The sequence below is a fragment of the Thiomicrorhabdus hydrogeniphila genome (assembly GCF_054656895.1).
Genome location: NZ_BAAHXL010000001.1, coordinates 139202 through 163442 on the forward strand (window position 1 = coordinate 139202; position 24241 = coordinate 163442).

The window sequence follows — 24241 nt, forward strand, 5'->3', positions numbered from 1 at the left end:
CTTTCTTCTTTTATTCTTTAGCGTTTAAGTGGATACTAACTTTTAAGCCACCTAATTCAGATAGTTCAATTGTAAACTTACCTTCGTGGGCATTAACAATTTGACCTACCATGGCCAAGCCTAGCCCTGTACCGCCTGTTCTGCGGTTACGAGAACCTTCTGCACGATAAAAACGATCTTTAAGGTGTTTTAGTTCTTCTTCAGAAACATTTGGCGCACTGTCTTCAATGGATAATAACCAAGTTTTGTTTTGTTTGCTTAAACTTAATTGTACTTTACCCACCGAGCCATCAGGTTGTTGGGCATCGGTGTAATCAATGGCATTTTGCAGTAAGTTATTGAGAAGTTGTTGTAAACGTTCACTATCACCAATAATCCAGGCTTTTGTCTCAAATTTTTTGATTTGTAAAGTTAAGCCTTTTTGCTGTGCTTTATTTTCAAATTGAGCAGCAGTTTGCCTTAACAATAAGCTTAAATCTAAGCGTTGCATGGAATATTGTAATGCACCCACATCACTTAAACTTAATTGATATAAATCTTCAATTAAACGTTGTAATAGTGTGACTTCGTGGCGAAGTTGGTCTAAATTTTGGGTATTCATTGGACGAATACCGTCGTGCATTGCCTCAATAGAACCATAAAGTATGGTTAATGGTGTGCGTAGTTCATGAGAGATGTCAGCAATCCACTGGTTACGACTTAATTGAGAGGCTTCAAGTGTTTTTGCTAAATGGTTTACATCACGTTGTAGGTCACCAAATTCATCTTTACGATTAAATGTGAGCCTATGGCTAAAGTCACCTAATGTTAAATTGCGCATGGCTTCGGTAAGCTGGCGAATGGGCGCAAGTAAATGATTGGCTAATGGCCAAATAATCAGTAGGGCTAACAAAGTAATAAAGAGTGAGCCCAAGCTGAGTAATTTAAATTGGTTTGCCGCAAATTCAATATCTGTTTTTTCAATCAGTTCTTTTAATGGATGATAGCCAATTTGGCCAATCGTTTTACCATTTTGAGTAATGGGTAAATGCACATTTGATTTTTCTAGGGCGGTACCAAAGGTAATTTGACCATTATTGCCCATTAAACTTACGCGATTTTCAAACTCATCTGAAGGAAAACTACGCTTACGTTTTTTATGATCTTTTTTAATAACATATTCAATAGGAATTGGGTTTTCTACCAAGTCAACACGGTGCGACAAACGTAAAAGTCGTAGCCAAATAACTTCTGGCACATCATTAATAGATTGCACGGGTTCGTGCTGTAAATAAAAGTCTAAATTACTTTGTAAACGTTCAAGACGTTGTTGGTCACGTTGATCAATATAGTGGAGCATGGTTTTATGTAAAACAAATTGATTACTCCACAGCAAAGCGCCAAGCACAATAAAGCCAAAAAGAAGTAATAAAGTCATTAACTTTAAACGAATACCCATGAACAATTTCCAATAAAATTTTTAAATATTATAAATACATGTGTAAAAACACATAGTCTGTTAATAGAACGAGCTAAGATGCACTATAACCAACTTGTTATGTTGAATGGTGCAAAGATTGTGCAAAGTTTATAAGTTACCAGGCCTGGTAAAAATAAAAAAAGGGTGTCTAAATCGTATTTAAACACCCTAATAGCGAGGACTTGTATTACTTAAAACGGTTTTGCAATTTGAAATTAATTATCAGCTGAACTGATTTTTTCTTTTTCTAAATTATTTTTGTGATGACCCAACGCTTTGTTGTACTGTTGGAGTTTATAGCGAGTAATGTGACCTTTTTCAATATCAGCTGTTAGCAAGTAATTGGCATTAGACGCTGCGCCTGTGGTTTGTATTAAATTAATAGGTAGGCCAGAAAATTGTTTGTTCCAATTAACAAGTTGAGATTGTGTTGTTTGGATATACAACTTTTTAACCTTATTACTAAAGTGAATTTTGGGTACATCTTGTTCAAAGTGTTTTTTCGCTGGATTGTTGCTAAGTAGGGTAGCATTCCAACTTTTATCTAAGTTTGGATAACCACTAATAGCAATATAATTTCCGACGGCAATTTTTAAACCTTTAGAAATTTTGGTGTTTTTAGAGGTAAAGATAATTTTGCCATCAACAACGATATGGTCGGAGTTAACTTTGTCAATTTTTCCAGCTAAAGGATAAAAAATTTCAATATTCTTTGTCCACGGAAGGGCTTTATCTATCACCGTTTCAACCATAACTTGCTGGCCAATTTGAATACTGTCATTATCCATTAAATTGGAGTTAACCTTTGCGTTTTTAGGATATTCAATTTCTATGCCGTTAACCCAAATACTGCCAAATTCAGTAATGGTTCCAATGATTCCGGTACCACCAAATCCTGAATTTTTAGCGATTTGACCTGTACCACCAAACCCAGACTTATTTTTAGCGACTTGTACGGGTTTTTCTAGTACGGTTTTACCTGTACCACCAAACCCTGAGTTAGAGGCGATTTTTTCTTCAGTAGGAAACAGCTGACAAGCACTTAACGACATAGCAATAACAAAAAGTACAAAGACTTTTGGTAAATTATGCGCGGCATACAACGTGCGTTTGCAATAGGTTATAAGACTGAACATGAACTATTCCTGCTCTGCTGTACTAGCATGCTCTTTGTTAGACAAAGCACGGCAAAAATAAGCACCTACATGCATTGATTTATTGGCATTTTTATTAGTAGAGTCTTGTTCTTGTAACTGGCTTGCAACCTGGTTAATTTCAGTTAATGCGGCCATCATGCGTTCATTAGAAAGTTGTTCTATCTGTTCAATAGATTCGTCACTTAAATTTGAATAATAAACGGCTCTATCAAACATGGCAGGCGTAAGATTTTCTAAGTTGTGTGCCACCGATGTAAGGTGGCTACCAATATTTTTACCGGCAAAAAATAACTTTTCTTCAAAATCCTCTTCAGGCACGTAACCAACTTGTTTTAATTGAATCTTATCACCATCTTTGTCTTTAATAAGTTCAACTAACCCTTGGCTTAACCATTCATCCAAAATAGATCTTGGGTGTTTGTCTTTAGAAACCGAAAACACCATTTCTTCAAATGATGGGCTACCATCTTGCTGGCAACGAAATAATTCAAGTGGTTTGCCATTAGAATCAATATAACCTTGGTGTCCAAGCCAAATAGAGATGAGTTGTGAGCTTAAACTGGCTTTTAACTCTTTTTCAGTAGGTTGGTTAAGGTTTTCAGTACGAATGCGTTTTACATCACCGCGATGAATGCCCGTTAGCAAACTAATTCGGCTATCGGTAAGTTTTTTATTTTCAATGGTAAAAGACTCTTCGGCCACTTCTACATAAGTGCGTTTTAAAAGATTTAATAAACCTACATAGGTAATATCTTGATGAATTAATAGGCGAGCCAAAGGTTTTAGCATATTACTAAGTGCTTTCGCGAGAGCTTTTTCTTTTATCGATGTAGGTGTGTCTTGAGTCATATTTTTACGCTTTAAAATTTGGTTGTTAAGCTCACACCAATACTTTTGGTTTGAGTGCTGTCATACCCAGCAAAGCCAGATAAACTATATGTTTCGTTAATAGGCGTGCTGATAAAAGCAGCGATACCTAATTGATCGTCTAAATTTTTAAAAATACTTTTTTTATAATCTAAGCTAACACCTAAATTGGTTTTACTGTTAAATATGCGGCCAGTTCCTATGGAAGCATAGCTACTGTCTTGCATATTAAAATCATTAGATTTACCAACAAATTTGTAACCCACTGTACCAAAAAATGACAAATTGTTATTTGCATTTGCAAAATAATTTAATTGCACAGAAGTATCATTTTTTCCCGTACTTAAGCCTCTATTAACATCACCCGTTGCCACTTTTTCTTTTAACTTAAGGGTGAAATTTGGATCTAAATCAAATCCAATTGATAAAACAGTATCACCTAAACCTTGTTCATTAAGATTTGAGCTTTTGACTGTTAAATAAGACATAGAAACCCCAAAAGAGAGTTTATCTTTTTTTACAGAGAGTAAAAGCGGTATAGATGTTGTTGTAACATTATCACTATCAAGAGTTTCACCTTGTCCATCAAGGTATAAAATACTGGTGGTCAGTTTGGTGCTGTCGCCTGCTAGTGCAACTTGACTAAGTAAAAGAGAGCCCATAATTATGATGGCTATTGGCAGTAAAATAATTTTAAAAATTGTGTGATTCATTTTCTACCTTTAAATAAGCGGTAATATTTATTACCGCTTAATTTCTACTCTTTTAACTCTAGTTAGTTGCTTCTTCTGAACCTGCACCAGCTTCAGTTTTTGGTTCAGTTGCAGTTGAACTTTCAGTGTCTACTGGTTTTTCTGCATTTGAAACAGCTTTATTTTCTGTTGTTTTAACATCTAATTCAGCCACTACACGGTTTTGAGATTGTTGCATAGTTTGTGTTTGTTCAGCAAGTTGCTCAACAACCTGTGCTTTTTCCATGTTCTGAGCCATTGTTTGCACTTTTTCTTGTGAATGCAGAGCTAACTCTTGTTTAGCTTGAACATTGGTAATATCCATAGCCATTGTTGCGTAAGTAGCAGAAACTAGTGCTGCAGCAACGAATGTTTTTATAACTATTTTATTAAGTGTTTTCATAGGATTTTCTCCGATTTGAGTATTATACAAAAAATGTTAAACGTTTACATTTGTAATATTACTTAAATACATTATGGGATGTCAAGAATAAATGTAAATATTTTACATAAATATAAATTAATAGGGATAGAGGGTATTGACTATTGAGTTAATTAAGGGGGGTATGAGCTATTTAAAATAGGAATAAAGTTAGTTAATTAATAAAAAATGATTCATGTAGGTACATTTATTGTTTAGTCAAAAACCAATTTTTTTGGTTTAAGGGCTATAATCCAATGATTAATAAATGTATTTAAAAAACATGTTATTGGTTACAATATTTATAGATATTTTGCATTTGTAGGTATGAGCTTTTGATATTGGTCTTAAAGCATTTATACAGAAACAAGTTTTGATCTTGGGTTTATTGGATTTAGAAAAGTAGATAAAGGTCAGCTTGCTAAGGCTTTAATAATATAAATACAAGATTATTTATGAGATGAATGGATTGGTAAAAATTATTAATTTTCTTTAAACGAATAGCTCATCACTCGAGGGGCTAAGTGATAATCATAGTTGTTTCCCAGTCTCTAAAATCGTGACGTTCATTGTATCTAACAATAGGCCATAGATTAATTTATGTCCATAATGAAAAAGGTAAATTAAAAATGAATAAAAAGGTATTGATTAGTGGAGGCATCATCTTAATGGTGGTTTTGTTAGGTTTTACTTTTTATAAAAAAGTTTATCTACCAAAAGCGACATTTGAAACGGTTAAGTTACAACAGGGTGATTTTTCAGTTTGGTTAAGGGGTATTGGTGAATTAGATGCTCAGTTTATCTATAACCTTGGTTTTCCTATTACAGGCCGAGTAATGAAGATTGATGTTGATCAGGGTGATAAGGTTAGTTATAAACAACTTTTGGCTAAACTAGATGATACCGAGCTAAAAGCGTCATTAGAAGAGGCGCAAGCAGTTCATGCAAAAACGCAGCTTGAGATAGCCAGTACGCGTCGTGAAATTGAACTAAACCAAGAGCAATACAATTTAAGTAATATTACTTTTCAGCGTTATAAAAAAATGCTTAAAGGTGGTAATGTTTCTCAAGAGAAGTTTGATCAAGCTAATTCTTCAATGTTGACATCTAAAATAACGTTAGAGAATGCCAAAATTAAACTGGCGTTGTCTAAATCTGAAGCTTTAAGAGTTGAAAAAAGCCTTGAAGTCATTAAAGCAAAACTTCATTACACTCAGTTGCATAGCCCTGTATCGGGTTTAATTATTGAGCGCGCAGTAGAAAAAGGTCAGAGTGTTGCTGCTGCACAAACCGTTTTAAAGGTTTTAGATCCAGCCTCATTGTGGGTTAGAGCTTATATTGATGAACGTATTAGCGGCCGTCTTAAGGTGGGAGAAACGGCAAAAATTACGCTACGTTCTAAACCAAACACGACATATATAGGTACGGTTAAACGCATCGATTTCCAAAGTGATCAAGTGACTCAAGAGCATGTTGTTTATATTGCCTTTAATAATCCTTTAAAAACATTTCATTTAAATGAACAAGCTGAAGTGCGTATTTTGGCGCAAACCTTACCTAATATAAAAAGTTTACCAATCGATACTTTAGCAACCTATCATAAAGAATTAGGTGTTTGGGTAAATCGTGATTCTGAAGCTTTTTTTGTGCCGCTCCATGTTCTAGAAATAGCGGATGAACGTTTTGCTTTTGAAGGAGAAATTACCAAAAATGACCGCGTATTAATTATGAACAAAAAGAAAAAGCCATTATTTGATGGGGTCAATATTGCATCATGATTAATCTTGCCTATAAAGATATTAAACATACCTTAAGTAAGTTCATCGTAACTGCGATGGGTGTAGGTATGTTGCTTGGCATAGTATTAATTATGATTGGTGTTTATCGTGGTATGGCGGATGATGCCAAGGTTTTGTTAAATGATATTAATGCCGATATTTGGGTGGTACAACAAAATTCTTTAGGGCCTTTTGCAGAATCGTCACGCATCCATCAAGACTTACAAGATTCGATTAAGGTTGTTCAAGGTATAGACAAAGCCGCTGCCATGACTTTTCAGGGGTTGCAGTTATTTGACAAGCAAAAAAATGCGGTACGAGTATATGTTGTTGGCTATGACCCTTTGGGAGACTTTAAAGTGATTAACCCCGATTCATTGATAGCGGGTAGAGTACTTAGAGAAAGCCATTATGAAATAGTTGTGACAGATAAAACGGGCTTTGCATTGGGTGAAAAAATAAAAGTAGGGCGTGATATTTTTACGGTAGTAGGTATAACGCAAGGTACAGTATCATCAAGCGGTGATCCGATTGTTTATATCTCTTTAAAAGATGCTCAAATAATGCAGTTTTCTTATTCTAACCCCCGTATTCGTAACGACAGAGCTAGAGGTTTAGAGAGTAAGGATTCGCAGTTAGTGAACGTGGTTGTGGCAACCATAAAACCACCGTACAAAGTAGAAGATGTTGCCCAACAAATTGAGCGATGGAAGCATTTAACGGTTTACACGCAAGCAGAACAAATTTTTATTTTAAGTAAAAATGTGATTGAACGTTCTTCGAAGCAGATAGGCTTATTTACACTCATTTTAGTGTTGGTTAGTAGCATTATTATTGGCTTAATTATTTATACAATGACGCTGGAAAAAATTAAAGAGATTTCGATTATGAAGTTAATTGGAATACCAAATTTTATGATTACTAAAATGATTATTCAAGAAACTATTCTTTTGGGTGCCATTGCCTTTTTCTTTGGTAATGTCTTTGCGCATATCATTTATAGTAATTTTCCGAAACGCGTTTTATTAGAGTGGCCAGACTCTTTTGTTTTATTAGCGGTAATTATTTTTACCTCTTTTTTATCGTCATTGATTGGTGTTTATAAAGTTTTAAAAGCCGACCCTGCACAAGCAATAGGAGGTTAATCAATGAAACAAACCAGTATTAAAGTTGAAAACCTCGTTAAAAGTTTTGGACAGGGCGAAAGCCTGGTTGAGGTGATTAAAGGCGCCTCTTTTGAGGTTAATAAAGGTGAGTTGGTTGCATTAATAGCCCCAAGTGGCGCAGGTAAAAGTACCTTGTTAATGATGATAGGTTGTGTACTAGAACCCACGTCAGGCAAAATTTGGCTTGGGGATGAGTTAGTGTATGACCAAGGCTGGAAAACCAAAGATGCCCGAAAAATTCGACGAGAAAAGTTAGGTTTTATTTTTCAGGCTCATTATCTTATTCCTTTTTTAAATGTGCTGGATAACGTAGCTCTATTGCCATTAACGACAACAAAAAATGATAGTGATGTGTACAAAAAAGCGAAAGAAACTTTAAGTTTTTTGGGGCTAGATGAGAAATTTGAATCAATGCCCAGTGAGCTATCAGGGGGGCAAAACCAGCGAGTTGCCATTGCCAGGGCTTTAGCCAATCAACCTCAAATTATTTTGGCAGACGAACCTACCGCAGCCTTAGATATAGAACGCGCTCATAGCGTGGTTAAAATGCTGAAAGATGTAGCCAAAACGCAAGATGTAGCGATTATTATGGTTACTCACGATGAACGTTTATTAGGGTATTGCGATAAGATTCTTAAGATTGTTTCAGGTAAGGTTGAAACGACTCAAATAGGTGAAAATGATACAAATATTTAAGTCGTTGTTCCAAGTCATAAACTATAAAAGTTGTTAAGTTTGGTGGTTATTGTTAATCATGTAAGTCTATAAATAGACCATATAAACCTTCATAGAGGTTTAGTAGACGGTTCATTAAAAGGTATAGATTTTAATGCGCTTCATCCCAGTTTTTACCTTCACCAATTTCTACAATTAAAGGTACTTTAAGTTCTAAAGCAGATTCCATTAAGCGTTTTATTTCTAGTTTAACCGGTTCTAATTCCGCTTCGGCAACTTCAAATACCAGTTCATCGTGCACTTGCATGAGCATTTGAATATCAAAACCACAATTTGGCAACCATTCTTCAATTTGGATCATGGCGGTTTTAATAATGTCGGCGGCAGTGCCTTGCATAGGTGCGTTAATGGCGGTACGTTCGGCGTATTGTCTTAGTTGTCCATTACGTGCGTTAATGTCTGGCAAATAAAGTCGACGACCCAATAACGTTTCTACAAAACCGGTTTCTTTCGCCTGCTCTTTGGTGTCTTGCATATAATGTAAAACGCCTGGGTAACGTGAGAAATACAAATCAATGTATTCCTGGGCAAGATTACGTCCCACACCTAATTGTTTGGCTAAACCAAAGGCTGACATGCCATAAATTAACCCAAAGTTTACGGCTTTAGCACTGCGGCGTTGTTCGGTGGTCACTTCTTCTAAAGACACGCCAAAAATTTCGGCGGCGGTGGCTCGGTGAATATCTTTGCCTTGAGCAAAGGCATTTAATAAGCCTTCATCACCTGATAAGTGCGCCATAATTCGCAGCTCAATTTGTGAATAATCGGCCGCGACCATTTTATAACCAGGCCTGGTAACAAAGGCTTGGCGAATTCTTCGACCTTCGGCAGAACGAATAGGTATATTTTGTAAGTTAGGTTCAGTAGAAGATAAACGGCCAGTAGACGCCACTGCTTGCATATAAGAGGTGTGTACTCGTCCTGTATTTTTATCTACCTGTTTTGGCAGCGAGTCGGTATAGGTTGATTTTAGTTTGGCTAAACTTCTGTACTCTAAAATAAGCGTTGGCATTTCGTGCCCTTGATCGGCAAGTTCTGCTAACACCGGTTCAGCGGTAGACGGCTGACCTTTTGGCGTTTTTTTAATAATAGGCAACTCTAAGTTTTCAAATAAGATAACTTGTAATTGTTTTGAAGAGTTAAGGTTAAAGTTCTCTCCTGCTATTAAATGTGCCTTTTGTTCAAGATCTGTTAGTTTCTTGCTGATTTCTTCACTTTGAATGGCGAGCATATCAGTATCTAATAAAACCCCGTTTCGTTCCATGTGAGCCAATACAGGCATTAAAGGCATCTCTATGTCGGTAAATACCTTTTTAAGAGTAGGTTCTGCTTCTAATTGCTGCCAAAGTGTTTGATGTAGTTGCAGAGTAATGTCTGCATCTTCAGCTGCATAATGAGCTGCTGTTTCAATTTCTATTTGGTTAAAAGTCAGTTGTTTTTTACCTTTACCCGCAATTTCTTCAAAATGTGTGGTGCGGTGGTTAAGGTATTTAAGAGCTAAATCATCCATGTTATGGCGAGTAGCGACACTGTTTAAACTGTAAGATTCCAGCATAGTATCAAACTGCATACCTTTTAGAGAGATACCGTGATTTTGTAACACATGCCAGTCATATTTAAGATTTTGACCACATTTAGGAATATTTGAATTTTCTAAAATAGGTTTTAGTCGTTGTAACACCATTTGGATATCTAGTTGCTGTGGCGCGCCTTCATAATCATGGGTTAATGGAATATAACAGGCCTGGTTACCAGGATTTTCTGGATCTTTTACCGCTAAACACAGGCCTACTATTTTGGCTTGTAAGGTATTTAAAGAGGTGGTTTCAGTGTCTATGGCAAACAATTCTGCTTGTTCAATACGTTTAACCCAAGTTTCAAAGTCTTCTTGTGTAAATACGGTTTCGTAATGAGAAGCTGCGACGGTTGCTTGAATGCTTGATGAATTCTCAGTGCTTGGTTCTGAGCTGGTGCCATTTGTGTTTTTCTTTTGAACCGTTTGGCTATGTGCCTTTGCACCAGTCGATTTTGAAAACGGTACTTGCCCAGCCATAACTTGATTTAACCAATTTTTTAAATCGTACTCAGCAAACAATTCTTGTAGACGATCCATATCAGCAGGTTGGCGTTGAATATCCTGCAAACTTACAGGTAAATCGCAATCAACTTTAATGGTGGTGAGTTCTTTAGATAAAGCTAGTTGCTCAAGGTTATTGCGTAAATTTTCACCAATTTTTCCGCCAATCATTGGGGCGTTTTCAACTAAATTATGGATGCTGCCAAATGAATGTAGCCATTTAACCGCTGTTTTAGGGCCGCACTTTGGAATACCAGGGATATTATCGGCGCTGTCACCCACTAGTGCTAAATAATCAATAATTTGGTCTGGGCGTACGCCAAATTTTTCAACCACGCTTTCTGGTGTAGAAAGGGTGTCGTTCATGGTGTTAATTAAAGTAACGTGTTCATTAACCAGCTGAGCCAAATCTTTATCGCCAGTAGAAATCAGTGTGTTGTGTTTGGCTTCGGTAGCTTGTTGAGCAAAGGTACCCATAACATCATCTGCCTCAACGCCATCAATGACTAATAATGGCAAACCTAAGGCTTTTACAATTTCATGTATAGGCTCAATTTGTGTTCGAAGTTCATCCGGCATAGGCGGGCGGTGGGCTTTGTATTCGCTGTACATTTCGTGGCGAAAGGTTTTACCTTTGGCATCAAAAATTACGGCCATTTTCTCTGGTTGGTATTGTTCAATTAATTTACCTAGCATATTAATAACACCAAATATCGCACCCGTTGCTTGGCCTTTACTGTTTGTGAGTGGTGGCATGGCGTGAAAAGCTCTAAATAGATAAGAAGAACCATCTACTAAAATAAAAGGGCTATCGGGATTAAAACTGCTTTGCGAATTGGAATCGGTCATTTATATTGCTCATTGTGATAAAATTTGCGCTAACGGCTTACGCTCGGCTATTACGGCTAATTCAGTGGTTCGTTAAAATATAACTTGTTTAATTAACTTGAAACCTTTATTTAACATATTTTTTCTTAGAAATTTATAGTTAAAAAGGTTTCAACGGATTATTCTACCGAATAATCGATGCATTTAAGAGACTTTACTCTATGTCTGTCTATACAGTCGTTGAAGAACATCAATTAGTGGCCTTTTTAGAAGATTATGATGTTGGCACTTTAGAATCCTTTAAAGGGATTAGTGCTGGAATTGAAAACACCAATTACTTTGTGAATACTACAAAGCATGGTGAGCAAGAACAGTTTGTTTTAACGATTTTTGAACATCACACGTTTGACGAATTACCTTATTTCTTAAATATTATGGCCTTTATGGCAGAGCATAATATACCTACGGCGCACCCAATGCCAACGCACTCTAATGGCTATTTAAAAGAGTTATGTGGTAAGCCTGCGGCATTAGTAGAGCGTTTACCTGGTAATACGGTTGAAGATCCGTCTATTGAACAATGTGGCGTTATGGGTGGTCAGTTAGCTCGTTTTCATATTGCAGGACAAAATTACGAAGGAAATCGTGAAAACGATCGTGGTTTAAATTGGATGCAAAGCACCTATACGGTTATTAAGGAATATTTGACGGTTGATGAACGTCAAATGATTGAGGCTGAACTAGAGTTTCAAGCCAGTATAGATTGGCAACAATTACCTAAAGGCGTTATTCACGCTGATCTGTTTTGCGATAACGCCATGTTTAATGGTGAGGTTTTAAGCGGTATTATTGATCTGTATTATGCCTGTAATTCAACGTTGTTATACGATTTAGCGGTTATGGTAAATGATTGGTGCCGTGTTCATGCTGATAATCCAGCTGAGATTGAATTTGATCAAAAACGAATTGATGTGATGCTCTCTGCCTACCAAACACAACGTTCATTAACAGAGCAAGAACAAGCAGCTTGGCCAGCGGCTCTGCGTTTAGCCGCGTTGCGTTTCTTTTTATCGCGATTAAAAGATAAACATATTCCAAGAGAAGGTGAAATGACACAAATTAAAGATCCAGAAGTCTTTAAACGTGTATTACAGCTTCATCAGTAACAAGCTTTTTTAAATTTACCAGGCCTGGTATGCCTTGCAGCAAACAAAACGATGTGAGCAGAGGCTAAAAGCAATAAACTCGCGTTATAAATAGAGTCATTATTACTGGTTAATAATGACTTTTTGTATTTAATCCTTTGTATTTAATCCTTTAATGTTAGAAGTTATCTTTGTGAATCAATCAAATATACATAATCAAATACAAAAAGCGGTGCAGTGCTTACATGACGGCCAAACAATCGCTTACCCAACCGAGGCGGTATATGGTTTAGGGTGTAATCCTTTTGATGAAAAAGCGGTGGCTAATTTGTTTCACGTGAAGCAGAGACCTATTGAGAAAGGTGTAATATTGGTGGCGGGTTCAGTAGAACAAATAGTCGATTGGGTATTTTTATATGATACGCCCTGGCAACAGCAGGTATTAGATAGTTGGCCAGGTCCTGTTACTTGGGTTTTACCGCTTAAAAAACCGATGCCTGATTGGATAACAGGTGGACGCGATACGGTGGCAATTAGAGTTTCTAATCACCCCGTAATACAAGCTTTATGCAGTCAGTTTGGTGGGCCTATTGTGTCTACTAGCGCAAATCTAACAAATCAAGCTCCAGCAAAATCTTGCGAACAGGTTAGTCAAATGTTTACGGGTAAGGTTTTGTGTATTTCAGCTGAATTAGGAAATTTAAAACAACCTACACAAATAAAAGAGGCTAAAACAGGGCGGGTATTAAGGGCGTGACTGTAAATCTTTTTGCTAGATTTTAAAACATAATTTACATTATTTGACTGTAATAATGGTCTGATTAATCCCTTGTTGTAACGCATTTTTTAAAATGCTATTAGCTTGATTAAACTGTTCATCAAAATCAAAAAAGGCATAATTTTCGGTAACTAACACGCTCATTGTTATAGTGAGTTTGTTTAATTCACTGTCTATGTTTTCAATCTCTAATTCTTCTATTATTTGGTTTAGTTTTTTAAGGTTTTGTAATATAGGCTTTGTTTGTTTACTTAATGAAGAAATGGCAAATTCATTTCCACTAAGCCGATACAAAGTTCCGTTAAATTCATCAACCTGCTTTTGTAAAGCTGAAGAGACTTTAAGAATAGCTTTATCACCTTGTTGATGCCCGTAAGTTTGATTGTAATGTGTGAATCGATCGATCTTAATGAGAGCAAAGATAAAGCGACTAGATTGTTGCTGTTTAATTTGTACGGATAATAATGGGGTAATAAGCGATAAGTAACAGCGATTATAGAGATTGGTTAATGGATCTTTTGTGATAGGAAATCTTTCAGTAAGATCGTCAGGCTCAAGTGTGGCTGTTTTGTTTTGAGAACAGGTCTGTTCAAAAGTGTAATCAATCATAAATACAATATAGCCTATTGCAAAGTAAGCAAGGCTGATGCGTAAAAGACCTGTGCTATTCCATTGACCATTTTGCCAACTGCCTAAGCCAATATACATCTCTGCAAATAAGATAATAAAAATCACTAAGCTGAGCACACTTCCCCAAATCCGACCTAGGCTAATAATGGCCACAATAGGGAATACCACCGTCCAAACTAAGCCAAAACTATGGTTTTGATTAATATAATTAAATGTTAACAAAAACAGGGCAAAAGCAATTAAAGCAAAAAATATAGGGGTTGTGATTTCTCGGCTTTTCTTAAAATAAATATGAATAGCCAAAAGCATGCCTGCAGAAGTGATTGATATGGCAGATGTGTAGGGATGCAATAAAACAAGCGAGTTATATAAACCAAAAAAGGTCATGGTGATATAACCAAGGGGAAGGATGACCGTTAGCATCATCCTTTGTCGATATTCAATAAGAGATACAGATGTTTTGGGTCTAGTAAAGTATTTCTTAATTAAGGACATTCTAACGTTTACTTTTTCCAATGGCTTGTTGGAATAATGGTTCAACCTTTTTGGCATATTCGGTCAAATCTTGGATACGACTAGCATGTGATGGATGGGTGCTTAATATTTCTGGGGGACTGCCTTCTTTAGATTGTTTTTCCATTTTTTTCCAAACGCTAACAGCGGCATAAGGGTTATAACCTGCTCGTGCAGCGAGTTCTACGCCCATTCGATCAGCTTCAACTTCATGTGTGCGGCTATTGGGTAAGGTAACCGTGACTTGCATAGCCATAGCTGCGGCGTCAAGCGTAGGGCCTTGGACACCAGTCAAGATACTTAAAGCCGTTAAACCAACTTGAGTTAAGGCTTGTTCAGAAGCTCTTTCACGACCATGTTCACGTAAGGCATGAGAGATTTCATGTCCCATAATGGCGGCAATTTCGGCATCGGTTAATTGTAGTTTATTGATTATGCCTGTGTAAAAAGCAATTTTGCCGCCAGGCATGCACCAGGCATTTAATTGATCAGACTCTAGTACATTTACCTCCCAATCCCATTTAGGTGCGTCTGGTCTAAATACAGCAGTCTGAGGTATGATTCTATTAGCAATACGTCTAACACGTTGCACCATAGCATGGTTAGTATTTAACTTTTTGGCCGTTTTGGCTTCTTTAAGTACCGAGTTATAGGCCGCCTGCGCGCCTTTTTGCATTTCTTCTGGCGAAATGAGTAGCAACTGTTCTCGTTTAATGCCTACTGTGCCTTGTTTAGTACTACTACTGGAGCAAGCAACTAGGCCTAATAAACTTAAAGCGATTATCGAATGTTTTAAGAAATTCAGTTTATTCATAATGCTACTGTCAATAAAGCTAACTAAAATTTGTTAGGTATTTATTGGCCAAAAACCTTTTTTAATAATTCAGTTGATTGTTTTACAGGATCATCACGAATAGCAGCTTCTTCTTGAGCAATATAATAAAACATGCCACTCATTCCTTTATCAAGCACTTGATCAAGCAAGTCTGCTTTAACATCAGGCACAAAGGGTAGAGATTTATATTTAGCAATGGCTTTATCATAAGCTTGAACGGCACCAACTTCATTAAGAGAATTTTCAACAATGGGAGTCATTTTGGCTTTTAGTTCGGGTTCTGTTTTTGATTTTAAATATTGCGTTGCGGAATCTTTTGGCCCTTCGTATATTTTTTTAACATCATCAAATTTCATATCTTGAATAGCATTAATAAATAACGTTTTAGCTTGCGGTGTTGCCAATTCTGCAGCACGGTTAAGCTTAGTTTCAAGATCATCCATATATTTACCCATACCCACTTTATCTAGAGTAGATTGCACTGTTTTTAACGAATCAGGCAGTGGAATATGAATTTTAGAGTCGGTATTAAAGCCGTCTAATGTACCTAATTTAGAAACTACCGCTTCTGAACCTTGAGTTAAGGCTTGTTTAAACGCTTTTTGAATTTCGTCTGTAGATAGATTGCTAGGTAAGCCTGTGCTAGAGGATGATTCTTTTGAGCTAGAACTGCTTTTATCCTGCAGGTTTTTTAATAAATCAGCACCTTGATCCAACCAGCTAGCTTGAGCTTGATTTACCAGGCCTGTAAAAATAACACTAAAGGATAATACTAGCGAAAGTTTAATTGCACGATATTGGATTTTTTTCATAAAGCAGCCTCGCTTGCATCATTATGCTTGAATAGGTATTGATACGAATAGAAATAGAATACCGAAATTTATGAACTATTCAATTAAAAACAGGTTAACAGACTCTTAAGTATAGTGAAATGCTTTATTAAAAGCATCAAATAAGCGGATTTATTATCAGGTTATTTAAAGATATTGATAATTAAGTTTTCGCATATCAAGAATTTTTAATTTAATTTTCTGTAAATGCTATGACTGCCTTTGGTACGAAAATCATAATTTAAAAAACACACTTTTTTATTATCCATCGTAATTTCTTTGGTAAACAAAACAACGCCTTTGGCGTCCTTATAACGTTTGTAGTCAAACTCAGCCAAGTTATATTCAAGGTTCCATACTTTTTTATCAACCGCTTTATCGCAAGAGTCAAAAGCGATGATTTGCCCTGTTTTATGTAAAAAGCAGGCTTTAAGTGTTTGTATAAAAGAGTAATCCGTTTTAATAGATTGCCCTGGCTTGCCTGAAATTTGAGTTAAAGAGACTTCAGTACTTGGTCCATCAAGTCCGCCAGGTTGTTTATTCATAAAAAATTTCCACTCACCAGGGGTGGCGGTATTCTTTTTAATAAAATTATCGCAATGCGTTATACCAAATTTATGAAACTGTTTTAAAAGTTCATTTTGATTTTCAGAGGCATTTGCTTGCCAGCTAAGTAGCAGTAGTGCTGTTGCAATTACTTTTTTCATACAATCACTTTTTGAATTTAAGATTCGTAAAAGGCATAGTGAAATAAAAAGAACTAATTTACAAGAACCATTTGTGTGTGCCGAGTTAAAAGAGCCTAAAAAAGTCTTAAAATAGAGTATTAACAATACTTGGATAAATAAGTAAAAGAGGTTCTATTATTAACATTAAACCTGGTGTAAATATTTAAGAAATAAAGATACATAGAGAGTTTTGCACGAATTAAGGCATGGTAAAAATGGTAAAAATTCACCTGATTTTTATTGAGTAACTTGCAAATAGCTGGTTACTATCGGCATTTTACACGCACTCCACTTGTGCAAAGGTATCGCATAAATTTAATTAAAGTCATAATCCGTTAATTTCTTTGACCTATGAAAATAGGGTTAACAAGATTAGAATAACGCTACACAATATTTAAGGATTAACCATGTCAGAAACAGCCATTAATATTCAAGCTGTAAAAAACTACTTACTCAGCTTACAAGATGATATTTGTTCACAACTCGCCATAGAAGAAGGCTCGATGGATTTTATTGTTGACGAGTGGGAACGCGAAGGTGAAGAAGGCGTAATGGGGCTGACAGGTGGAGGCCGTACCCGTGTTATGGAAGGTGGTAACGTCATTGAAAAAGGGGGTGTTAACTTTTCTCATGTTAAAGGCAAAAACCTACCGCCTTCAGCCACAGCGCACCGTCCAGAGTTAGCGGGTCGTTCGTTTCAAGCCTTAGGGGTTTCTTTGGTGATTCATCCACGTAACCCTTATGTACCGACTTCACATGCAAATATTCGCTTGTTTATTGCAGAAAAAGAGGGTGAACAACCTGTTTGGTGGTTTGGTGGAGGGTTTGATTTAACACCTTATTATCCTTTTGATGAAGATATTGTGCATTGGCATCAGCAGTCTAAAGAAGCTTGCGATCCATTTGGTGAAGAGATTTATCCAAAATATAAAAAATGGTGTGATGAATATTTTTATTTAAAACATCGTGATGAAACTCGTGGTGTGGGCGGTTTGTTTTACGATGATTTAAACGAAGCTATTTTTGGTTGGGATTTTGCTCAATGTTTTGAGTTTATGCAATCGGTTGGTAATCATTTTATTACCGCTTACCGCCCAATTGTGGCGCGTCGTAAAGAGATGGAATATGGCGAACGTCAAAAAGATTTTCAGCTTTATCGTCGTGGTCGTTATGCCGAATTTAATCTAGCCTTTGACCGAGGAACCATTTTTGGTTTACAAACGGGTGGGCGTACCGAGTCGATTTTAATGTCAATGCCACCCGTTGTTACCTGGAAATATGACTACCAGCCTGAACCAGGCACAGAAGAATCCAATATTTATAACTACCTAACACCAAAAGATTGGTTAACAGAGCTAGCGTAGCTATATGGATAAATTAAGAGTTGATAAATGGTTATGGGCTGCCCGTTTTTTTAAAACGCGTGGGGTGGCATTAGAGGCAATTAAGGGTGGTAAAATAGAGCTAAATGGTTCTAAACCAAAACCCAGTAAAACGCTTATGGCTGGCGATAAACTTAAAATTACTCAAGTTCACCGTCAAGTAGAAGTTACCGTGTTATTGGTAAGTGATAAACGCGGTGGCGCAGAGCAAGCCTTAACCTTATACGAGCTTAACAGCGAAGTATTAAACCAAAGAAAACCCACCGCAGACATGGCTTTAGTGGGTTACCGAGAAAAAGGCGCAGGCCGCCCTACCAAACGTGACCGCAGAAAAATTGAAAACTTAGGTTTTTAGTTATCGTCATTTTTAGTGACATTTAAGCACCCAATTGGGTGCTTTTTTGTTTGTGCAAAAGTTCCTTTATTAAACAATAAAATCCATGAAGTTTACGCTAATACTATTCAAACGTGATTATTCACATATAATCAACGAATGACCTTTTATAGAATAAACATTTGAATGGTAACTATGAATAATTACATTGTTTTATTTGATGCCCAAAATACTGAAGACTTTGAAAGTACGATTCAACCACTATTGGATGAGTCATGGCAACTTCAATCATTTAACGGTATTGACCAGCTAGGTTCACTTAAAGAAAAGAGTGATATAAATGTACTTCTTTGGTTGGGTGATAAGGATCTATATGACATGATTCCTTATGCTTCTCAGCATAATTGGACTGTGGGGTTTTTACCGCACCCAGATATGAATCGTTTTTATCGTGCTTTTCCCATTTCTAAAAAAATTGAAGAGGCGCTAGAAGATATCAAAACCACAGATTCACCTGTTCAAAGTGATTTGCTCTATTGTAATGATCACCTTGTTTTAGGTTCCGTAATGATGGGAAATCCGGATATTATGAGACCCGCTTCAAATATTGATAATAGTATTTGGAGCAAACTAAAGCATTTGACCTTAATGACTTTTAATTTGAGCAAGGTGAGTTTACTGTCCTATAAGCTAGAAACAGAGAAGGGAAGTTCTGTTAACACGGCGGCATTAGGTATAACCATTGTTTATAGACCCAGTGGTAGTGACTTTACTAAACGAGTTATTGGCGAAACCCAAATTGATCAGTCAACGCTAAATGCAATAGTTTTAGCGCCACGAAGCATTTCTGAAGTTGTTCGTTTTTTATTCTCGCGACTTTTTCCAAGCAAGGAAGGCGCGCAAGCCCTTGCCAATTATATTGGCCATATTACGACATCATCCATAAAAGTTACTGGGGAAAGTCAGCTGTGTTATAGGGTAGACAGTGAGCCTTATGAAGGGGAAGAAATTTTTTTAAAAGTAGAGCCAAATGCTTTAAACGTTGTAAGCAAAATGTTGCCCACTAAAGAAAAGTCAGAAGATCTAAAAGAATCTATTTGTGTGAATACTTTGCCTAAAGGGCAAGCGATTAAAGAGTTAGTAAACCGTCCTTTACCGTGGATTCATCATGTTGATCAAGATGAAGTAAAAGAGACCTTTGTAAGCCTAAAAGAAAGCGCTCAATTAACGGAATCGTATTTAGTCTTAATGGTTTTGTCTACATTATTAGCAACGGTGGGTTTATTTGCAAATTCAGCCCCTGTTATTATTGGAGCGATGATTTTAGCGCCATTAATGGCGCCTATAATTTCGTTATCTATGGGCGTGTTGCGACAAAATATCGATTTAATTTTAACCAGTGGTAAAACGTTGGTTGTCGGTATTATTTTGGCTTTGTTTTTTGGTATTTTATTAACTCTAATCACTCCGTTACAAGCGGTTACCAGTGAAATAGCTGCACGCTTAAGCCCTACGATATTAGATTTAGCCGTAGCCATTATTTCTGGCATTGCAGGAGCCTATGCGAGTGCCAGAACTGAGGTGGCCAAAAGTTTGGCTGGTGTAGCCATTGCTGTGGCTTTGGTTCCACCTTTAGCGGTGTCTGGTATTGGTATTGGTTGGTTAGATTGGCATACCTTTTCAGCTGCATTTTTACTGTTTTTAACGAACTTGGTCGGAATTGTATTAGCATCAACGTTAACCTTTTTGGTTATGGGGTTTAGTCCATTTCATTTAGCTAAAAAGGGATTAGCTTATGCCCTTGGTGTCGTGCTTTTAGTGAGTATTCCGTTAACGATTTCGTTTGTTAAGTTGGTGGATAAACAGCAAGTGGTTTCTTCGCTTGAAGGTCTGTATCTTGATGACATTGAAATTAGGGATGTAAATATTATTACAGATACACCTATGTATATCTCAGTGACTTTGTTATCAAGCCATACGGTTAATAACGATCAAATTGAAAAGATCAAAAAAGAAATTGAAGAGCGACTGGACAGAAAGATAAAGCTAGAGTCAAAAATGGCAATACTGCGCTAATATCTGAAATCTGGAAGGGTGTTTATTTTAGCTATAAAAAAACCCCAACCAACGGGTTAGGGTTTTTACGTGAAATGAATAAAATTAATTCATTAAAATTATTTTTTAGCCATTGCATCACGTTTTTTAGAAATAAGATTTTGGATGATAGGAGTCATCATTAAATCCATTGCTTTAACCATGTGAATACCATTACAAACTAATGTTTCAGGGTTCTGTAAGAAAGCACCGTCAATTTTATTTTTGATCTCTTCAAGATTAACTTCTTGGTGACGAACATGACAGATGATTAAAGAATCTTCTGGCGCTGGCCCCATTGGTGCATCTTCTGACATAGTAGAAAATGGATCAGAAGTATCAATTAACGGTACACGGTGAAAGTTAATGTGTGTACGGTGAAATTGAGGAACAACGGTTTCAATATAGTCAGGCATACGTTCAAGAATGATATTACGAACTTGTTCAACTGAATATGGACGTTCAGAAGTGTCGCGGTAGATTTTTTGCATCCACTCAATGTTAATAGAAGGTGCTACACCAATACCTAAATCAACATATTGTGATACATCATGCATGCCTTCTTTTGGTCCATGATCCATACGTTTAACCATTCCGTGAAGACCTTCATAGAAAAGTACATCTGTTCCTTCAGGAATAGGTTCCCAAGGAGTGAACTCACCCGATTTAAAGTTAGTACCACCTAAACGTGCGTTATGCTCTTCAGCTTCTTCATCACTATGAATATAGTAGCGACGTTTACCTGTAGCTGTTTCTTTGTACTCTTTGAATAAGGCTTGTAGTTGATCAAACTCATTCGCTTTTTCAGAAAAGTGAGTTAAAACTGGTCCACCGTTCGCTTTTGATTCAGCCACTTTTTCTTTCATTTCTGTACGGCTATATTTATGGTAGCTATCACCTTCAACAATGGCTACATTTAGATTTTCGCGTTCAAAAATCTTTTCTACTGCACGTTTTACAAAAGAGGTACCTGCTCCAGATGAACCTGTTACGGTAACGATAGGGTGTTGTACTGACATGAACTGTCTCCTAATATTAATTAGAAACTTTAGTTTTGCTAAGGTTTCACAAATTACCAGGCCTGGTAATTCTATTTTTACTTTATAAATTATTTATAGCTTTAGACTTGTGACGCATATTAGAAACTAAAAGAAGTTTTTTTTCAAAATAAATTACTTTTAGTTTCTTAAGAATTCTTTTATACGTCTAAGTTTTCAACTTGTAATGCATTAGATTCAATAAAGTCACGTCGTGGTTCAACTTCATCACCCATTAAGGTAGTAAAGACTTGGTCTGCCATCATGGCATCACGTACTGTAACCTGTAATAAACGACGAGCTTCTGCATTCATGGTTGTTTCCCAAAGTTGTTCTGGGTTCATTTCCCCCAAACCTTTGTAGCGTTGAATATTTTGACCACGTTTGGCTTCATTAAATAACCAATCAATGGCTTCATTAAATGTAGCTACTGATTGCTGCTTTTCACCACGCATAATGTAAGCTGAATCAGTTAATAAGCCTTGTAAGGCTTTACCTAATTCAACAATTTGAGCGTAATCTTTAGAGGCGAAAAACTCCGCATCAAATATTTGTGTGCTTAAAGTTCCATGTTCACGCTGATGTAAACGAATTTGAAACTTACCTTTACTTTCCATATCACTAGCAGGCTCACTGCTTAATTGATAGTCAACTTTATTTAGTTCACCACTGGCTTTTAATTGCGGTAACACGGCATTAATCCACGCTTCTAATAAACTTGAATCATTTAATGTTTCAAGATTTATTTCAGGATAATCTATTAACATATTTAAGAAAACGGGGTTATAACGACGTGCAAGACGATTGATAACATGTTTTGTTTTAAAGTATTCTTTTGATAGATTTTCTAATGCCATACCGCTAATAGCAGGAGCGCCTTGAGCGGTATACAATGAGGAACCATCAATTGCATTTTGAAGTAAATAGTTTTCTAACTCTCTATCGTCTTTTAGATAGGTTTCTTGCTTACCTTTTTTAACCTTATATAAAGGCGGCTGAGCAATATAGATATACCCTTTTTCAACTAATTCTGGGTATTGACGATAGAAGAAGGTTAGTAATAAAGTACGGATGTGAGAACCATCCACGTCGGCATCCGTCATAATAATAATGCGGTGATAACGTAGTTTCTCAATATTGTATTCTTCGTGACCAATACCACAGCCTAAAGCCGTAATTAAGGTACCGACTTCAGCTGAACTTAGCATTTTGTCAAAACGGGCTTTTTCTACGTTTAAGATCTTACCTTTTAATGGCAAAATTGCTTGAGTACGACGATCACGCCCTTGTTTGGCTGAACCTCCAGCGGAGTCACCCTCCACCAAGTACAGTTCTGAAAGCGCTGGGTCTTTTTCTTGACAGTCAGCAAGCTTACCAGGTAAACCAGCAATATCTAAAGCGCCTTTACGACGAGTCATTTCACGCGCTTTACGTGCCGCTTCACGTGCACGTGCGGCGTCCATAATTTTAGAGAAAACAGATAAGGCATCTTTAGGGTTTTCTAGTAAGAATTCCGCTAGTTTTTCATTCATCGCCGTTTCAACAGCCGTTTTAACTTCTGAAGAAACTAATTTGTCTTTTGTTTGTGATGAGAATTTTGGATCAGGTACTTTTACTGAAATAACGGCCGCTAAACCTTCACGAGCATCATCACCAGAAACGTTCATCTTATATTTTTTGGTTAAGCCTTCCGATTCTGCATAACTGTTTAAAGTACGAGTTAATGCCGCTCTAAAACCAGATAAGTGGGTACCACCATCTCGCTGCGGAATATTATTGGTAAAGCAAAAAATAGATTCTTGATAAGACTCTGACCACTGCATGGCTACTTCAACAGTAATATCGTCTTTAACGGTTGTGAAGTAGAAAGCTTTTTCATGAATTGGTGTTTTATTGGTGTTGATATAATCAACAAACGCCTTAATTCCACCTTCAAATTGAAAGACATCATGACGATCATCACGTTTATCTATTAATTCAATATGAACCCCCGAGTTTAGGAAAGAAAGCTCTCTTAAACGCTTTAACAGGTAGTCATAATTAAAGTCCGTTACATTTGTAAAGGTTTCTGTGCTCGGTAAAAAACGAATTTCAGTACCTGTTTCTGTCGTATCACCAACAGAAACCATTGGAGCGTCTGGAACACCATGAGTGTAAGACTGCTTCCAAATATGACCTTCACGCTTAATGGTTAAATCTAATTTAGATGAGAGTGCGTTTACAACTGAAACACCCACACCATGAAGACCACCTGATACCTTGTAGGAGTTATCATCAAATTTACCACCGGCATGAAGGACAGTCATAATAACTTCGGCAGCAGAAACGCCTTCTTCTTCATGAATACCAACGGGAATACCACGACCGTTATCGGTTACTGATACTGAGCCATCCGTGTGGATAGTGATAACTACTTTGTCACAATGACCGGCTAAGGCTTCATCGATACCGTTATCAACAACTTCAAAAACCATGTGGTGAAGCCCTGTACCATCATCGGTGTCACCAATGTACATACCAGGACGTTTGCGGACTGCATCAAGACCTTTTAAAACCTTGATGGAGGAGGAATCGTATTGCGTTTCTTCAGACATAAAACTCGATTTCTTTTATGGAAATTAGACAATGCTGTGAGAGGCTAATTTCAGGTTATTTTTTCTGTTTAAAAATCTAACTAATTTTACCACATTACGTACCTTTTTGCATTGACTTGTTT

General features: G+C 36.7%; 20 protein-coding genes. 8 read left to right on the forward strand and 12 right to left on the reverse strand.

The window, feature by feature from the left end:
• Positions 1–10: 10 nt before the first annotated feature.
• The 5 genes from ACYQ0E_RS00525 to ACYQ0E_RS00545 all read right to left on the reverse strand — a co-directional run bounded on the left by ACYQ0E_RS00525 (position 11) and on the right by ACYQ0E_RS00545 (position 4617).
• On the reverse strand, positions 11–1438 hold the full coding sequence (locus tag ACYQ0E_RS00525; RefSeq protein WP_460186314.1) for an ATP-binding protein: 1428 nt from the start codon (positions 1436–1438) through the stop codon (positions 11–13).
• Positions 1439–1674: 236 nt separating this feature from the next.
• Entirely contained in the window at positions 1675–2595 is a 921-nt protein-coding gene (locus tag ACYQ0E_RS00530; RefSeq protein ID WP_460186315.1) for a DUF5666 domain-containing protein, read from the reverse strand.
• Between the two features lie 3 nt (positions 2596–2598).
• On the reverse strand, positions 2599–3465 hold the full coding sequence (locus tag ACYQ0E_RS00535) for a DUF6502 family protein (protein ID WP_460186316.1): 867 nt from the start codon (positions 3463–3465) through the stop codon (positions 2599–2601).
• An 11-nt stretch (positions 3466–3476) separates the two neighbouring features.
• Positions 3477–4196: a hypothetical protein gene (locus ACYQ0E_RS00540; RefSeq protein ID WP_460186317.1), complete on the reverse strand. Its 720-nt coding sequence runs from the start codon at positions 4194–4196 to the stop codon at positions 3477–3479.
• Between the two features lie 58 nt (positions 4197–4254).
• Positions 4255–4617: a hypothetical protein gene (locus ACYQ0E_RS00545; RefSeq protein WP_460186318.1), complete on the reverse strand. Its 363-nt coding sequence runs from the start codon at positions 4615–4617 to the stop codon at positions 4255–4257.
• A gap of 647 nt (positions 4618–5264) precedes the next feature.
• Between ACYQ0E_RS00545 and ACYQ0E_RS00550 the strand changes: the two genes are divergently transcribed.
• Genes ACYQ0E_RS00550 through ACYQ0E_RS00560 form a run of 3 tightly spaced genes read left to right on the forward strand, consistent with a single transcriptional unit; the run spans position 5265 to position 8275 of the window.
• The gene (locus ACYQ0E_RS00550) at positions 5265–6413 is read left to right on the forward strand and encodes an efflux RND transporter periplasmic adaptor subunit (protein WP_460186319.1); all 1149 of its coding nucleotides are present in this window, start codon (positions 5265–5267) and stop codon (positions 6411–6413) included.
• A complete protein-coding gene (locus ACYQ0E_RS00555) occupies positions 6410–7558 on the forward strand; it encodes an ABC transporter permease (protein ID WP_460186320.1) in 1149 nt (382 codons plus the stop codon). The genes ACYQ0E_RS00550 and ACYQ0E_RS00555 overlap by 4 nt, the downstream gene beginning before the upstream one ends.
• A gap of 3 nt (positions 7559–7561) precedes the next feature.
• Positions 7562–8275, forward strand: coding sequence for an ABC transporter ATP-binding protein (locus ACYQ0E_RS00560; RefSeq protein ID WP_460186321.1), 714 nt, complete (start codon positions 7562–7564; stop codon positions 8273–8275).
• Between the two features lie 130 nt (positions 8276–8405).
• On the opposite strand, the gene polA is transcribed toward ACYQ0E_RS00560, so the two are convergent.
• Complete coding sequence (gene polA / locus ACYQ0E_RS00565) at positions 8406–11240, reverse strand: DNA polymerase I (protein WP_460186322.1); 2835 nt, start codon at positions 11238–11240, stop codon at positions 8406–8408.
• 200 nt (positions 11241–11440) lie between these two features.
• On the opposite strand from polA, the gene ACYQ0E_RS00570 reads away from it, so the two are divergent.
• Both ACYQ0E_RS00570 and tsaC read left to right on the forward strand, forming a co-directional pair.
• Positions 11441–12385, forward strand: a complete 945-nt coding sequence (locus ACYQ0E_RS00570) for a homoserine kinase (protein ID WP_460186323.1) — start codon at positions 11441–11443, stop codon at positions 12383–12385.
• A gap of 172 nt (positions 12386–12557) precedes the next feature.
• A complete protein-coding gene (gene tsaC / locus ACYQ0E_RS00575) occupies positions 12558–13121 on the forward strand; it encodes an L-threonylcarbamoyladenylate synthase type 1 TsaC (RefSeq protein ID WP_460186324.1) in 564 nt (187 codons plus the stop codon).
• A 39-nt stretch (positions 13122–13160) separates the two neighbouring features.
• Here tsaC and ACYQ0E_RS00580 read toward each other — a convergent pair whose 3' ends face one another.
• The 4 genes from ACYQ0E_RS00580 to ACYQ0E_RS00595 all read right to left on the reverse strand — a co-directional run bounded on the left by ACYQ0E_RS00580 (position 13161) and on the right by ACYQ0E_RS00595 (position 16657).
• Complete coding sequence (locus ACYQ0E_RS00580; RefSeq protein WP_460186325.1) at positions 13161–14267, reverse strand: GGDEF domain-containing protein; 1107 nt, start codon at positions 14265–14267, stop codon at positions 13161–13163.
• A 1-nt stretch (position 14268) separates the two neighbouring features.
• A complete protein-coding gene (locus ACYQ0E_RS00585) occupies positions 14269–15099 on the reverse strand; it encodes a M48 family metallopeptidase (protein WP_460186326.1) in 831 nt (276 codons plus the stop codon).
• Positions 15100–15140: 41 nt separating this feature from the next.
• On the reverse strand, positions 15141–15932 hold the full coding sequence (locus ACYQ0E_RS00590) for a DUF4197 domain-containing protein (protein WP_460186327.1): 792 nt from the start codon (positions 15930–15932) through the stop codon (positions 15141–15143).
• Between the two features lie 206 nt (positions 15933–16138).
• Positions 16139–16657 (reverse strand): hypothetical protein, encoded by a 519-nt coding sequence (locus ACYQ0E_RS00595; protein WP_460186328.1) that lies wholly within the window; start codon positions 16655–16657, stop codon positions 16139–16141.
• A gap of 428 nt (positions 16658–17085) precedes the next feature.
• Between ACYQ0E_RS00595 and hemF the strand changes: the two genes are divergently transcribed.
• The 3 genes from hemF to ACYQ0E_RS00610 all read left to right on the forward strand — a co-directional run bounded on the left by hemF (position 17086) and on the right by ACYQ0E_RS00610 (position 20470).
• Entirely contained in the window at positions 17086–18042 is a 957-nt protein-coding gene (gene hemF, locus ACYQ0E_RS00600; protein ID WP_460186329.1) for an oxygen-dependent coproporphyrinogen oxidase, read from the forward strand.
• Between the two features lie 4 nt (positions 18043–18046).
• Complete coding sequence (locus ACYQ0E_RS00605) at positions 18047–18415, forward strand: RNA-binding S4 domain-containing protein (RefSeq protein WP_460186330.1); 369 nt, start codon at positions 18047–18049, stop codon at positions 18413–18415.
• Between the two features lie 174 nt (positions 18416–18589).
• On the forward strand, positions 18590–20470 hold the full coding sequence (locus tag ACYQ0E_RS00610; RefSeq protein ID WP_460186331.1) for a TIGR00341 family protein: 1881 nt from the start codon (positions 18590–18592) through the stop codon (positions 20468–20470).
• Positions 20471–20568: 98 nt separating this feature from the next.
• Here ACYQ0E_RS00610 and ACYQ0E_RS00615 read toward each other — a convergent pair whose 3' ends face one another.
• Both ACYQ0E_RS00615 and gyrB read right to left on the reverse strand, forming a co-directional pair.
• Complete coding sequence (locus ACYQ0E_RS00615) at positions 20569–21507, reverse strand: phosphoribulokinase (RefSeq protein ID WP_460186332.1); 939 nt, start codon at positions 21505–21507, stop codon at positions 20569–20571.
• Between the two features lie 179 nt (positions 21508–21686).
• Positions 21687–24119 carry a DNA topoisomerase (ATP-hydrolyzing) subunit B gene (gene gyrB, locus ACYQ0E_RS00620; protein ID WP_460186333.1) on the reverse strand — a complete coding sequence of 811 codons (2433 nt, stop codon included), beginning with the start codon at positions 24117–24119 and terminating at the stop codon, positions 21687–21689.
• Between the last annotated feature and the right edge of the window lie 122 nt (positions 24120–24241).

Coding starts and splice junctions, on each gene's coding strand:
- polA (WP_460186322.1), bottom strand. CDS start 11,240: ATGACCGATTCCAATTCGCAAAGCAGTTTTAATCCCGATAGCCCTTTT.
- ACYQ0E_RS00560 (WP_460186321.1), top strand. CDS start 7,562: ATGAAACAAACCAGTATTAAAGTTGAAAACCTCGTTAAAAGTTTTGGA.
- ACYQ0E_RS00545 (WP_460186318.1), bottom strand. CDS start 4,617: ATGAAAACACTTAATAAAATAGTTATAAAAACATTCGTTGCTGCAGCA.
- ACYQ0E_RS00525 (WP_460186314.1), bottom strand. CDS start 1,438: ATGGGTATTCGTTTAAAGTTAATGACTTTATTACTTCTTTTTGGCTTT.
- ACYQ0E_RS00540 (WP_460186317.1), bottom strand. CDS start 4,196: ATGAATCACACAATTTTTAAAATTATTTTACTGCCAATAGCCATCATA.
- ACYQ0E_RS00535 (WP_460186316.1), bottom strand. CDS start 3,465: ATGACTCAAGACACACCTACATCGATAAAAGAAAAAGCTCTCGCGAAA.
- ACYQ0E_RS00595 (WP_460186328.1), bottom strand. CDS start 16,657: ATGAAAAAAGTAATTGCAACAGCACTACTGCTACTTAGCTGGCAAGCA.
- ACYQ0E_RS00590 (WP_460186327.1), bottom strand. CDS start 15,932: ATGAAAAAAATCCAATATCGTGCAATTAAACTTTCGCTAGTATTATCC.
- ACYQ0E_RS00530 (WP_460186315.1), bottom strand. CDS start 2,595: ATGTTCAGTCTTATAACCTATTGCAAACGCACGTTGTATGCCGCGCAT.
- ACYQ0E_RS00610 (WP_460186331.1), top strand. CDS start 18,590: ATGAATAATTACATTGTTTTATTTGATGCCCAAAATACTGAAGACTTT.
- ACYQ0E_RS00585 (WP_460186326.1), bottom strand. CDS start 15,099: ATGAATAAACTGAATTTCTTAAAACATTCGATAATCGCTTTAAGTTTA.
- hemF (WP_460186329.1), top strand. CDS start 17,086: ATGTCAGAAACAGCCATTAATATTCAAGCTGTAAAAAACTACTTACTC.
- ACYQ0E_RS00605 (WP_460186330.1), top strand. CDS start 18,047: ATGGATAAATTAAGAGTTGATAAATGGTTATGGGCTGCCCGTTTTTTT.
- ACYQ0E_RS00555 (WP_460186320.1), top strand. CDS start 6,410: ATGATTAATCTTGCCTATAAAGATATTAAACATACCTTAAGTAAGTTC.
- gyrB (WP_460186333.1), bottom strand. CDS start 24,119: ATGTCTGAAGAAACGCAATACGATTCCTCCTCCATCAAGGTTTTAAAA.
- ACYQ0E_RS00580 (WP_460186325.1), bottom strand. CDS start 14,267: ATGTCCTTAATTAAGAAATACTTTACTAGACCCAAAACATCTGTATCT.
- ACYQ0E_RS00615 (WP_460186332.1), bottom strand. CDS start 21,507: ATGTCAGTACAACACCCTATCGTTACCGTAACAGGTTCATCTGGAGCA.
- ACYQ0E_RS00550 (WP_460186319.1), top strand. CDS start 5,265: ATGAATAAAAAGGTATTGATTAGTGGAGGCATCATCTTAATGGTGGTT.
- ACYQ0E_RS00570 (WP_460186323.1), top strand. CDS start 11,441: ATGTCTGTCTATACAGTCGTTGAAGAACATCAATTAGTGGCCTTTTTA.